Here is a 12,531-nt window from a genome sequence, read left to right as displayed (position 1 = left end):
GCCTGGCCACCGTGCGCGAGCACCGGCCGGTGTCAGATCGGAACGCGGCAGGAATCGCGTTCGACGAGCGTGACCTCCACCATCGCCGGGGACGGCGCGGACCCGGGCGAGGACAGCCGCTGCAGGACGCGCTCGGCGGCAAGCCGCCCCATCCGCTCGGGACTCTGGTCGATCACGGTGATCGCCGGGCGAAGCAGATCGGCGAGCGGGAAATCACCGAACCCGACCAGCGGCATCGGGTCGTCCCGGAGGGCGCGGGCCAGCGCCATCGTCGTCCGCGCATTCGACGAGAAGATCGCCGTCGCCGGGTCGGTGCCCGTCCGCGTGCGGGCGACGGCACGCTCGGCCGCGGCCGCGGTGGACACGTCCGCGTGGATGAGGTCGTCGTCCACGGCGGCACCCGCCTCACGGAGCGCTCGCTGCCACCCCGCGAGCCGGGCACGCTCGGTGGACCGGTCGAGTTCGTCACCCAGGTAGGCGATACGGCTGTGCCCGTGCTCGAGAAGATGCTCGGTCGCGGCGTACGCGCCCCCCTCGTCGTCGGCGGTGAACGTGTCGGTCTGCAGGCCCGTGGCGCCGCGGTCCACGCACACGATCGGCGTGGATTCCTGCCAGCGCTCGAGATACCCCTGGTCCTCGCCGATGGGCGCGATGATCAGACCGGAGAGCTTGCGTCCGAGAAGGGACTCCAGCGTCTCCTGCTCATCTGCGGGGTCTTCCCCCAGGCTCGTCACCAGCGTGGACATCCCCGCCCCGCGGGCCACCGCATCCACCGCCCGGGCGATCGCGGCGAAGAACGGGTCGACGATGTCGGGGACCGCGACGCCGATCACCGACGAGCGACCGGCGCGGAAGGTCGTCGCCAGGACGTTGGGGACGTAGTTGAGCTCGCGCATCACCTGCTGCACGCGCTCGCGCGTGTGAGGCAGCACGTGCGGGTCGTCGTTGAAAACCCGCGACACGGTCTTGGCGCTGACACCGGCCCGCGCGGCCACGTCTCGCATCGTCGTCACGTCGCCATCCTTCCACCCGCGCGCCACGCCTCGCGCCGCGGCGACGGGGACTGTGGAGTCAGCGGTCGTCGACGGCGCCTGTGAGTTCGCGCAGGCGCACCAGCGCGCGGGTGGTGAGAAGCTCTTCCCGGGTCTCCCCGGCGAACGACAGGCTGTCCTTCCACAGGGATCGACCGGCCATCGCGCCGGCGGCGCCGCCGGCCATCGCCGTACGGACCTGCCCGATGAAGGTCTCGTGGTCCACCCCCGCCGAGAGCACCGCCCACGGCACGCCCTGGGCCGCCGCGGTGACTGCAGCGCAGGCCTCAGGGCTTCCGGGGTACTGCAGCTTCAGCACCTTCGCGCCGCACGCGACGGCGAGGGCCGCACCATCGGCGACAAGCGTCGCGAAGGCCGCGGCGTACTCCTCGTCGCTCTCGCCCTCGAGCGGGTAGGTGAGGAGCTCCACGATCAGCAGCAGCCCCTCGGCTTCGCACGCGGCCACGAGGTCGCGGATCTCCTGCGCCACGCGGGAATCGATGTCCTGCCGGTCGGGGCGGATGTACCAGAGCATCTTGGCGACGTCGCCGCCGAGGGCGTGCACGGTCGCAGGCGTCACACCGCCGACGTAGTTCGTGAAGCGGAGGCCGTCGACCACGTCGAAGCCGGATGCGTCCAGGCCGACCACCAGCGCGGTGTCGCGGGAGAGCACGCCATCGTCCACGATCGAGGGAAGGGCGACCTCGGGGTCGAGGAGGATTGCGGGGGCGTGGTTGGCGAGGTGACGGACGAGGTCGGCCTTGACCTCGGCCAGCTCCGCCTTCGTGATCGCCGACGAGCCGTTGGGGGCATCCGGGATCGCCGCCTTCATCCCGTTGCGCTGGTCGGCTGCGACGATCAGCATGTTCCCGCGGGGCGTGGAGATGCGCTGCATGCCGCGTCGTTCGGGTGTGGTCAGCGGGTTCATGAGTGCGTCCTCTTCGATTCGCTTGAGGGGAGAAACCCCGGAAATTCAACCATGACACCGGTGACTTGCTCCCCCTCCATGGTGCCCTCTGGATGGCCGGGTGTCAATGCCGGGCGCGGGGGCGACGACACGGGGCGAGCCGCACACGCGTGATCGGGTGGCCGAGACCGACCACCCGATCGCGCCCAGGCGCCCAGGCGCCCAGGCGCTCAGGCGCTTAGGCGCTCAGGGCGACCGAGGGCGCGGTCCTCGCTGCCCGGACCGCGGGGTAGAGTCCGGCGACCGCTCCGATCGAGATCGTGGCAACGAGCCCCCCGAACAGGACCCACACCGGTACGACGGGGATCCAGCCGTTGGCCGTGGCGATGACAGCGGTCACCGCGCTGCCGATCCCCGCCCCCGCCAGCCCTCCGAGCGCTGACAGCAGGACGGCCTCGGTGAGGAACTGCACGCGGATATGTCGGCGCGTGGCACCGATCGCGCGGCGGAGCCCGATCTCCCTGCGTCGTTCGAGAACCGAGATGATCATCGTGTTGGCCACTCCGATACCGCCGACGACCAGCGCGATCGAACCGAGGGCCAAGAGAAGACCGGTGAACGCCTGGTCCACCGCGCTGGTGGCTGCGAGCGCGTCCGAGGGCCGCGAGACGGCGACGTCTCCCGGGGACTGCGGTTGGAGCGACGGCGCGATGAGCGCGCGCGTGGAGATGACCGCGTCATCCGCCGATCGCTCGTACAGCCGCGTCGGTGCCCCGGAGTGCTCATACTGTGCGAGGGCCATCGGGATGCCGACGAGCGCTGCGAGATCGAGCTCGGGGGCGAGGGGCACCGGGTCGAGCACGCCGATCACCGTCGCGCTCTGACCATCGATCCACACCTCGGAGCCCGGGCCGTCCACGCCCAATCGCGCGGCCGCCGTCGCGCCCAGCACGGTGGTGGGGAGGGTCGCGGTCGCCGCGTTGAACCATCGCCCCGTGCCGACCCGCGCTCCCACGACGTCCAGCAGATCGACTTCGGCCGCTGTGACCGTCAGCCCGCCCGACCGGTTCGGGTCAACGAGCCTGTTGCGGTACACCTTCACGTCGAGATCGGCGGCGGTCGTCGCATTCCCGACTCCCGCCAGCCGTTCCACGCGAGCCGCAGCGTCCGCCGGAAGGGGGAGCGGCGCGACGGGTCCGCGCGCCTCGGCCACCGTCGCCGTGAGCAGATTGGTCCCCAACGACGACAGCTGCTCGTCCAGGCGCGCGCGGCTGGAGGCGGAGCTGCCGACGACGGCCACCATCGCCGCGATCCCGATCGCGATCCCCAGCGCCGACAGCACCGCCCGCAACGGGCGGGCGCGCAGGCCGGACGAGCCGACGTACACCAGGTCGCTCGGCCGCAGTCTCGACCGCGGGAATCGCTCCTCCTCCCCCGGCCCTGGCCGGTCCCGGCCGGTCGGTGAGGTCTGCGCAGACGTATCCGTCACTCGGTGCTCCCTTTCCTGGGGCCGGCCGCCTCCGCCGTGACGCCGGCACGCGCCGTACGTTCGGGGGCGGGGCCACTGTCGAAGATCACGGCACCGTCGGAGATTGCGACGCGACGGGGCAGCCGCTCGGCGAGGGCGGAATCGTGCGTGATGACCACGACGGTCGTGCCCTCGTCGTTGAGGTCGTGGAGCAGCTGCACGATCCCTCTGCCCGACTCGGAGTCGAGGTTGCCCGTCGGCTCGTCGGCCAGGATCAGCGGAGGCTCTCCTGCGACGGCTCGCGCGATCGCGACCCGCTGGCGTTCGCCACCCGAGAGCTGCCCGGGCAGGTGATCCATCCGATGACCGAGCCCCACGCGCTCCAGGGCGCGATGGGCCAGCACCCGTCGCCGCCGCCGGGGCATCCCCGTATACAGCAGGCCGTCCGCGACGTTGTCGAGCGCGTCCACTCCTTCGCGGAGGTGGAACTGCTGGAACACGAAGCCGATCCGGTGGGCCCGTAGGGCCGACAGTGCCGCATCGTTCATCGTGCCGATGTCATGACCGTCGATGAACGCCGCGCCGGATGTCGGGCGGTCGAGGGTTCCGATCACGTTCAGGAGGGTCGATTTCCCCGAGCCGCTCGGGCCGACGATCGCGACGAACTCCCCTGCCCGCACGGTGAGGGTGACGCCGGCCAGAGCCCGCACCGGCGGCGATCCGTACGTACGGGTGACCTGCTCGAGGCGGATGAAGGAACTCATGAGGACGGCACCACGACGGGGGTCCCGTCCTCGATCCCCGGACCGGACACCGCGACCCGGCCGGAGGAGAACGCGCCCAGGGTCACCGGCACCCGCTCGGTGGCGCTCTCCGAGGCATCGGTGAGCACCTCGAGGGCGAAGGAGTCGGCGTCGATGGCGACCAGCGCCTCCACCGGGGCGGTCAGCACATCCGCGCCCAGGGTGGTGGAGAACCGCGCCGTGACGCTCGCCCGGGCGAACTGCGCGGCAGCCTCCGGAGCATCGAGGGTGATCGACACGGGCACGACGAACGTCGACGTGGCCTCCCCCGGGCCGCCGGCCTCTTGCACCTGCTCGGTCGGCTGACCGACGGCCGCGATCACGCCCGGCGTCTCAGAGCCGTCGGGCAGCGCGATGGCGATCGGGGCACCCACCACCGCGAGCTGCTGGTCGGCCAGTCGCAGCGCGAGATCGACCACCTTCACCGTCGACGTCACCTGGTACAGCTCGGCCCCCGGGCCCACGTCCGCTCCGAGAGTCGCGGTGAGCTGGGCGACCCGGATGTCTCCGGGGGCGAAATGCACGGCCGAACGATCCAGACGGCCGGTCTGCTCGACCCCCGCGGCCTTCTGCCACGCCTTCACGGATGCGGCGGTCTCCCGGGTGAACCTCCCGTCCGGCGCGGAGGGGAACAGCCCGAACGCGGCGAGGTTCTGTTCGAGTTGACGCACGTCATCGCCGTCGGTCATCCCGCTCTCGAACGAGCGCCAGGCGGGGAGGTCGCCGCGCAGCAGCAGGACGGGCGCGTTGTTCACCCGGTAGAGCTGACCGCCCGGCGCGATCACCGTCCCGGGCGCCGGAAGCATGGTCAGCACGCCGGCCGGGCCCGCGAACAGGCGCCCGTCCGCCGCGTAATGGAGCGTGCCCTGCACGTTCGTCGTCGCGATCAGGTCGCCCGAGGTGACCGGTGTGGTCGTCGGCGGCTCGGCCGTGCCGGATGCCGCAGACGATGCGGGGATCGATTCCCGCCCGATCAGCACGCCGGCGAGGATCGCGCCGACGATGAGGACGACACCGGTGGCTGCGAGCAGCAGCTTTCCTCGTGGACGCGGGCTGTGCACGTCCACCTCGTCCTCCGCGGCGCGGTCATCCGACGCCGTGTCCCGTCGATTCGTCATGTCTGTTCTCCGAACGTGAGCGGCGGGAGGGGTCAGTCGGTCCGGCAGGCTTCGAAGTCCTCGTCGGTCACTTCCGCCGGGACGAAGCCGGGATCCTCCAGGGTGGGTTCGACGATGTCGTAGCCCTTCTCCCGGAGGCACTCGGCGCGCTCGAGGTTCTGTTCCAGGGCTTCGACACGCTCGTCCTGGCTGACCTCCTGGACGGGCGGGTCACCGATCTCGGCAGCGCACGTGGCGAAGGCGGCCTGGAGGTCGGGCCTGCTCGTGTCGAGGAACCCGTCGGCCGGCGGGTCGGCGACGTCGAGGCCCTGATCGCGGAAACACTGCGCGAGTTGCAGTTCGTACTCGTGGTACGCCGCCGTGTACGCGTCTCCCGTGAGCCCGGAAGAGGTCGACGACGCCGACGGAGCGGGATTCGCCGCGGGCGCGGTGCAGGCGGTGAGAGCCGACAGCAGGGTGGTCGCCCCCAGCAGGAGGGCGAGCGTGGTGCGGCGGGAACGGAGTGAGGTGGGCATCGCGGATCCTTCGGCCTGGCGGAAGCGCCGCAGCGGATGCTGCAACGATGACTCCCACTCCACCCGGAACCCCGTTACGGAGGCGTCTGCGCGTTTGGATACGGTCCCCATACGCCGACCACGCCGACGCACGGGAGACTCGCGCGTCGCGCGGCGCCGTCAGCGCGTGGCGGCGGGCTCGGACAGGCGCGTCGCCGGATCGGGCGCCACGGTCACGACCGGCTCGGGGGCGCCGTCCAGGCTCGGCAGGATCGTGCTGTCCTGCGCGACCGCGTGCGCCCCCCAGGAGGCAGCGCTCCCCGCGGCGGAGGCCAGCGCGTCGGGGCCCCCTTCTCCCAGGCCGACGAGGAACCCGGCCAGGGAGGCATCCCCCGCGCCGGCGGTGTTGCCCAGGCGCACGGCGCGCGCGTGCGCGTGCACGACCCGGTCCGCCGAGACGGCCAGTGCGCCGTCGGCGCCCATGCTGACGTAGGCCAGCTTCAGACCGCGCGCCAGCAGGTCCCGCACGGCGGCGGTGACGTCGCCGATGGTCGACAGCGCCCGGCCGGTGAGTTCGGCGAGCTCGGCGGTGTTGGGCTTGATGAGGTCGAGGTCGGGCGTGCGCTCAAGCAGGCGGGCAAGGCCGGCACCGCTCGTGTCCACGGCCACCCGGATGCCGCGCCGGCGGGCGTCGGCGAACAGCGAGGCCGGATCGACCGGCCGATCCGATCCGGCGAGGGGCGGCAGCGTTCCGCACAGGACGAGCCAGTCGCCCTCCCGCGTCTCCGCGAGTGCCGTCGCGACGGCGCGGTCCCACACGTCGGCCGGGAGGGGCGGAGCGGGGGCGTTCACCTTCGTCGTGGCCCCCGAGGAGTCGAGGATCGCGGTGTTCACCCGCGTGGACCCGGAGACCGCGACGATCCGCAGGAGCCCGGCCTGCGGCGAGCGCTCGGCGAAGGTGTGGTCCTCTTCGCCGAGCACCACCACGGCGGCGGTGGCGACGCCTGCGAGGTCGATCGCGGCAGACAGGTTGACGCCCTTTCCGCTCACCTCGCGCGTGTAGGCGGAGGCGCGGATGAGGCCGCCCCGCTCGAGGTCGGCCACCACGTAGGTCGCATCGATGGCCCCGGCCGGGGTGAGCGTCACCACGCGCGATGCGGTCACGGCTGCTCGCCGCCCGGGAGGTCGCCCTCGACGATGAGCCGCAGCATCCGGGCGACCTCACCGCCGACGGCCTCGCGGGCGGGGCGCACGTAGGCGCGCGGATCGACGACGGCCGCGTCGGCCTCCAGCGCGCGGCGCACGGCGGTGGTGAAGACCACGTTGAGATGTGTGCCGATGTTGATCTTGCGCATACCCGCGCGGACGGCACCGTCGATCCCGATGTCGGGCACGCCGCTCGAGCCGTGCAGCACGAGAGGGACGGCCACCCGCTCTGCCAGCCGGCGGATGAGGTCCTCGTCCAGCAATGCCGCACGCTCGGTCATGGCGTGGGTGCTCCCCACCGCCACCGCGAGCGCGTCGACCCCGGTGGCGGCGACGAAGGCGCGGGCGTCGTCGACGTCTGTGCGCACGCCCGGCGTGTGCGCGCCGCCCTTACCGCCGATCTCGCCGAGCTCGGCCTCCACCCACGCCCCGGCGGCGTGCGCACGTTCGGCGACGGCGCGCGTGCGCGCGAGGTTCTCGTCGTCGGGGAGGTGCGCGCCGTCGAACATCACCGAGCGCACGCCCGCGGCCAGCGCCGCATCCACGAGGGCCTCGTCGGTGGCGTGGTCCAGATGCACCAGCACGGGGACGCGCGCCGACTCCGCCAGGCGCAGGGCCGCGGATGCGGCGGGCTCCAGTGCCCCGTGGAACCGCACCGCGTTCTCGGAGAGCTGCAGCACGACGCCCGTCCCTGCTTGCTCGGCGCCGGCGACGATGGCCTCCGCCATCTCCAGCTGCACGAAATTGAAAGCGCCCACGGCGCGATGGCTCCCCAGGAGCGTGGACATGTGCGTCAGCGTCATGCGCGGACGTCCTTCCGGTAGTCGACCGCGAAGACGCGGTCGGCGCGATGCGCGGTGGTCTGGACGAGGTCGGCGTTGCGCTGGTCGGTGCCCAGCGCCCACGCGCGCGCGGCGTCGGGGGCGCGCCCATAGGCCTCGTGGCGGGCGATGAGCCACCGCTGCCGCTCCGCCTCGTCGGGCTGCACGAACCACACCTCGTCCAGGCACCCGCGCACCCGCTCCCACCCGCCGTGGTCGAGGAGGAGATAGTTGCCCTCGGTGAGGACGACCGGAACGTCGGGGTCGACGCGCACCGATCCGGCGACCGCCGCCTCGAGCCCCCGGTCGAAGACGGGCGCGTAGACAGCGCGGTCGCGCGCCCGGATGCGCTCCAGGGTCGCGATGTACCCGTCGACGTCGAACGTGTCGGGCGCCCCTTTCCGCTCGCCGCGGCCGAGCCGGGCCAGCTCCGCGTCGGCGAGGTGGAACGCATCCATGCCGACGAGGACGGCGTCGGCCCCGAGCTCCGCGAGAAGAGCGTCGGACAGCGCGCTCTTCCCCGCACCGGGCGCACCGGCGATGCCGAGCAGCACACGGTCGCCGGCCGACGCCAGCTCGCGGACGCGGGCGACGAGGTCATCCACGTGCACGGTGGAAACGCTCATGCCGCCGCCCCGATCCGCCCCGCGACGCCGTCGGGGATGAGGGATGCGGCGGCGTCGAGGTCGAGCACGATCTTAGGGCGCGTCGTGCGGCCGCCGGCGAGGAGGTCGAGGGCCTCCCCCGCCCGGGCGGCCGGGAGCACCGCGTCGATGATGGTGTCGGGGCGCACGACGCCGTCGGCGAGGAGGCGTACGGCGCGGGCGAGGAACGGGATCCCGCCGAGCACACCGGTGAGCTCGAGCCCTTTGACCACCACCGGCATGGCGTCCAGGGTCTCCGCCGTCCCGGGTACGCCCACGAGCGCCACGCGCCCCGCTGGGCGGGCGAGCCGCACCGCCAGGCCGAGCGACCCGTCTCCCCCGGATGCCTCGATCACGGCGTCGTGGCGGTCAGCCTCCGCGTTCGCCACCGGCACGAAGGCGGCGTCGCAGGCCCCGGCGCGCTCGGACCGGTCGCCGCGGGCGTACACCGTCACCTCCGCCCCGGCGGCGCGCGCGACCTGGGCTGCCAGCATCCCGAGGGTGCCCGCGCCGATCACACCCAGCGATTCACCGGCCTGCAGCCGCAGTACCGAGAGCGCGTGCAGCACGGTGACCAGCGGCTCGGCCAGCACCGCGGCGGCCGGGTCCAGGTCCGGTGGGACGACGGCGACGTTCTCCGCGGGAACGGCGAGGTACTGGGCCGCAGCTCCCGGCGCATCCCCGCGGACACCGATCTCGTCCCGCGTCGGGCACTGGTCGCGGCGGCCGGCGCGGCACAGGGCGCACCGCCCGCAGCTGAGGAACGGTTCTCCGACGACGCGGTCGCCGGTGGAGACAGCGGTCACGTCCTCGGCGACGGCCACGACGGTGCCGCACCACTCGTGGCCCGGGCGCAGCGGGTACCGGGTCTGCCCCGACTGGAGATAGCCCATCGTCCCGTCCAGCAGAGCCAGGTCGGTGCCGCAGATTCCGGCGCGCTCGACCCGGACCAGCACGTGACCGGGCTGCCGGGCGGGAACGGGGACGTCCTGCCACTGGGCGATCCCCGGCCCGGGGAAGACGAGCGCCGCCATGCGGCCGGTCGGCCACGCCATCAGATGTCCTGACCCGTCGGGAGCAGCACGAGGTCGCGCACGACGACGTGCGCGGGCCGGGTGAGCATGAACACGATCGCCTCGGCGACGTCGGATGACCGGATCCCGGTTCCCGCGGCGATGCGCTCGGCCTCCTCGGGCGAGCCGTGCGTGAAACCCCACAGCGGATTGAGCACGACGCCGGGGGCGATGGCACCGATCCGCACGCCGGTGCGGGCGGTCTGCCGGCGCACCGTGTGCACGAACGACTGCACCGCGTGCTTGCTGGCGGAGTACACCGGTTCCCACTCGATGTCCTGGTGACCCGACACCGAACTGGTCACCACGATGTCGCCGCTGCCCTGTGCGATCAGGGGCGGGAGCGCCGCGCGCACGAGCGTCATCACACCCGTGACGTTGGTGGCCACGAGCGCCGCGATGTCGTCCTGCGCGGTGTCGACCAGATCGCCGCCGACGTAGATCCCGGCGTTGGGCAGGACGATGTCGAGCCGCCCGTGACGCTGGAGGGTGGCGGCGACCACACGGTCGGCGGTCGCGGGGTCGGCCACGTCCGCGACGACCGTCGTCACGCCGTCGCCGAGGTCGGCGGCGAGCTGGGCCAGTTTTTCTTCGGAGCGGGCCACGGCGACCACGTGCGCGCCTTCGGCGACGAGCGCGTGCGCGGTGGCCAGGCCGATGCCCGAGCTCGCGCCGGTGAGGATCGCGACCTTGCCCTGCAGGGTCATCGTGGCTCCTTTCCCGCGAGGAGCGCTCGCCGGTATATCTCGTCGGGTCGGGTGTCGATGCGGGCGACCTCCTCGGGCGGCATGAACTGCACGCCGCCGACCGCGCCCGCCCCCAGGATCACCCGTGCGCACTTCTGCGCCATCGCGGTGATGCCGAGAACCTCCGCGCTGCTGGCCCCGAGCGCGAACATCCCGTGGTTGCGGAGGTAGATCACCGCGGGCGCCGCACCGTGCACGTCCCGGTGGCGGCGGAGGAGAATCCGCACTTCGCGCGCGAGCCGCACCCCGGGGTCGATGTACGGCACGAGGAGCGGCGTGGCACCGAGGACGACGATCTGGTCGGGGAACAGCGCGCCCGACACGAGGAGATCGGCCGATGCGGAGCACAGCAGCGCATTGACGCTGGTCGGGTGGCTGTGGGCCACGACGCTCGCGTCGGAGGCCTCGTACGCCACGACGTGCAGAAGCGCCTCGACCGAGGGCCGCCGCCCCTCGCGTGCCGCGATGGCCGAAAAGAAGGCGTCGACCTCGTCATCGCCGGCCCGGTCGTCCTCGATCAGCGCGAGCGCCTCGGCGAAGGCCACCGGCACGAAGTCGGCCGGCTCGGCGGTGGCCAGATTGGCCCCGCTGGCCTTGACGAGCATCCGGTCGCCCACGCGCACCGAGGTGTTGCCCTCGCCGAGGAGCGCCGCGTCGAACGCGCGGTCACCGAGTCTGCGCGACAGATCGACGAGGGTCTCGCGGGCGGTGTCGGTCATACTGCTCCTCGGATGGGCGATGCGGGTCGGGCCCGATGGTCGTTCGGGGCGGGGAACACGCGGGGCGGCGGCTCGCCGTCATCCACGTCGACGGCTCGGGCGGCCGCGAGGTCGGGGAGGTCGCCGGCAGCGACGGCGAGCTGCAGGAGGACGCCGTGCACCGACGCTTCGGCCGGCCCGGCCGTCACGGGGCGGGAGGCGGCCTGGGCGGTGAGGGCGCACAGCAGGTCGCCCCGCGCGCCGCCGCCGACCAGGCGGATGTCGTCAACCCGCCGGCCGGTGAGGTCTTCGACGTCCGCCACGGTCCGGGCGTACGCGTCGGCGAGGCTCGACAGGATGGCGCGGACGAGGTCGGCGCGAGAGTGCGGTGGAGTCCCCGCGTCCGCCGTGCACCGGACGATCAGGCGGTCCACGAGCGCGCCCGGCGCCTGCAGGGCGGGGTCGGCCGGGTCGAACCGTCCGGCGTACACGGATGCGTCCGCCGCATCCAGCAGTTCCGGGAGGGTTGCCGCCGGCTCGTCGTCCCGGCCGTCCGCAGCGGCCCACTCGCGCGTGGCCTGCTGCAGCAACCACATACCGCTGAGATTCTTCACCAGCAGCGTCGCCCCGTCGGCGCCGACCTCCTGGGTGAAACCGCGGCGACGGCCCGCGTCGCCGAGCACGGGTGCCGGCAGGGCGACTCCCGCGACAGCCCAGCTCCCGCACGCCACCACGGCGGTGAGGCGCTCTCGCTCGTCGACCCCCACGACGGCGGAGAAGGCCGCGGCGGTGTCGTGGGCGGTCACGAACCACACCGGCAGCGGGGCGGGGGCGCCGATGCGCGCGGTGACGTCAGGGGTCGTGTGCCCGGCGAGTCCGCCGGGGTTCACGAGCGGCGGAAAGACTCCCCGCATCCCGGCGGTGAGCGCGGGCGACCAGTCCTCCCGCGCCCGATCCACCAGCGCCGTCGTGGACGCCAGCGACCGTTCGGCCGCGACCCGGCCGGTGAGGAGGAAGACGAAGGCGTCGGCGATCAGGAGGATCGTGTCTTCCGGGGCACCGATGCCGTCACGGACGTCCTGGCGGAGTTGGTGCGCGGTGTTGATCGCCTGATCCAGGACCCCCGTGGCGGCGTAGTCCGCGGCCAGGTCGCGCCCTGCCGACACCGTCGCGGCGAAGGCGGCGTCGACGTCCCGATGATGCCGCGCGAACGGACGGAGTGCGCCGTCCTGTCGGCGGGCGTAGTCCACGCCCCACGAGTCGATGCCGATTCCCCGGACGCTCGCGCCGAGGGACGCGGCGGCGGCGCATCCGTCGGCGAGTCCGTCGAGAACCGCCTCCCGAAGCGCGTCGAGATCCCATCCGAGTCCTTCGGGCTGGACCGTAGGACGGTTGGCGAATCGTGCGACCTCGCGCACGGCGACCCGGGCCTGTCCGGCGTCCAGGATGCCGAGCATCACCCGGCCGCTGGAGGACCCGAGGTCCACGGCGAGGAAAGCGGAAACCGGCGCGGCGGGCATGC

The 12,531-nt window shown here is 73.0% G+C and carries 13 protein-coding genes; all 13 read right to left on the bottom strand.

The window, feature by feature from the left end; translation table 11 throughout:
• Positions 1 to 32: 32 nt before the first annotated feature.
• A complete protein-coding gene (locus AC2DGY_RS01265; RefSeq protein WP_484509959.1) occupies positions 33 to 1,004 on the bottom strand; it encodes a LacI family DNA-binding transcriptional regulator in 972 nt (323 codons plus the stop codon).
• 67 nt (positions 1,005 to 1,071) lie between these two features.
• Positions 1,072 to 1,959, bottom strand: coding sequence for a hypothetical protein (locus AC2DGY_RS01260; protein ID WP_484507886.1), 888 nt, complete (start codon positions 1,957 to 1,959; stop codon positions 1,072 to 1,074).
• A gap of 217 nt (positions 1,960 to 2,176) precedes the next feature.
• Entirely contained in the window at positions 2,177 to 3,427 is a 1,251-nt protein-coding gene (locus AC2DGY_RS01255) for an ABC transporter permease (RefSeq protein ID WP_484507885.1), read from the bottom strand.
• On the bottom strand, positions 3,424 to 4,170 hold the full coding sequence (locus tag AC2DGY_RS01250) for an ABC transporter ATP-binding protein (RefSeq protein ID WP_484507884.1): 747 nt from the start codon (positions 4,168 to 4,170) through the stop codon (positions 3,424 to 3,426). The genes AC2DGY_RS01255 and AC2DGY_RS01250 overlap by 4 nt, the downstream gene beginning before the upstream one ends.
• Positions 4,167 to 5,327, bottom strand: coding sequence for a peptidoglycan-binding protein (locus tag AC2DGY_RS01245; protein WP_484507883.1), 1,161 nt, complete (start codon positions 5,325 to 5,327; stop codon positions 4,167 to 4,169). Before AC2DGY_RS01245 ends, AC2DGY_RS01250 begins: the two co-directional genes overlap by 4 nt.
• A gap of 32 nt (positions 5,328 to 5,359) precedes the next feature.
• Positions 5,360 to 5,842: a hypothetical protein gene (locus AC2DGY_RS01240; RefSeq protein ID WP_484507882.1), complete on the bottom strand. Its 483-nt coding sequence runs from the start codon at positions 5,840 to 5,842 to the stop codon at positions 5,360 to 5,362.
• Positions 5,843 to 6,001: 159 nt separating this feature from the next.
• Positions 6,002 to 6,985 carry a 1-phosphofructokinase family hexose kinase gene (locus AC2DGY_RS01235; RefSeq protein ID WP_484507881.1) on the bottom strand — a complete coding sequence of 328 codons (984 nt, stop codon included), beginning with the start codon at positions 6,983 to 6,985 and terminating at the stop codon, positions 6,002 to 6,004.
• Positions 6,982 to 7,830, bottom strand: coding sequence for a class II fructose-bisphosphate aldolase (locus AC2DGY_RS01230; protein ID WP_484507880.1), 849 nt, complete (start codon positions 7,828 to 7,830; stop codon positions 6,982 to 6,984). Before AC2DGY_RS01230 ends, AC2DGY_RS01235 begins: the two co-directional genes overlap by 4 nt.
• Positions 7,827 to 8,474 (bottom strand): nucleoside/nucleotide kinase family protein, encoded by a 648-nt coding sequence (locus AC2DGY_RS01225; RefSeq protein ID WP_484507879.1) that lies wholly within the window; start codon positions 8,472 to 8,474, stop codon positions 7,827 to 7,829. Before AC2DGY_RS01225 ends, AC2DGY_RS01230 begins: the two co-directional genes overlap by 4 nt.
• Positions 8,471 to 9,547, bottom strand: a complete 1,077-nt coding sequence (locus tag AC2DGY_RS01220) for a zinc-dependent alcohol dehydrogenase (RefSeq protein WP_484507878.1) — start codon at positions 9,545 to 9,547, stop codon at positions 8,471 to 8,473. The genes AC2DGY_RS01225 and AC2DGY_RS01220 overlap by 4 nt, the downstream gene beginning before the upstream one ends.
• On the bottom strand, positions 9,547 to 10,272 hold the full coding sequence (locus tag AC2DGY_RS01215) for an SDR family oxidoreductase (protein WP_484507877.1): 726 nt from the start codon (positions 10,270 to 10,272) through the stop codon (positions 9,547 to 9,549). The genes AC2DGY_RS01220 and AC2DGY_RS01215 overlap by 1 nt, the downstream gene beginning before the upstream one ends.
• Positions 10,269 to 11,030: a class II aldolase/adducin family protein gene (locus AC2DGY_RS01210; RefSeq protein ID WP_484507876.1), complete on the bottom strand. Its 762-nt coding sequence runs from the start codon at positions 11,028 to 11,030 to the stop codon at positions 10,269 to 10,271. Before AC2DGY_RS01210 ends, AC2DGY_RS01215 begins: the two co-directional genes overlap by 4 nt.
• Positions 11,027 to 12,529: a rhamnulokinase gene (locus AC2DGY_RS01205; protein WP_484507875.1), complete on the bottom strand. Its 1,503-nt coding sequence runs from the start codon at positions 12,527 to 12,529 to the stop codon at positions 11,027 to 11,029. The genes AC2DGY_RS01210 and AC2DGY_RS01205 overlap by 4 nt, the downstream gene beginning before the upstream one ends.
• Positions 12,530 to 12,531 lie beyond the last annotated feature (2 nt).

This window comes from Microbacterium sp. Z6_144, assembly GCF_057197625.1.
This window is presented reverse-complemented; position numbering and strand designations above follow the sequence as displayed.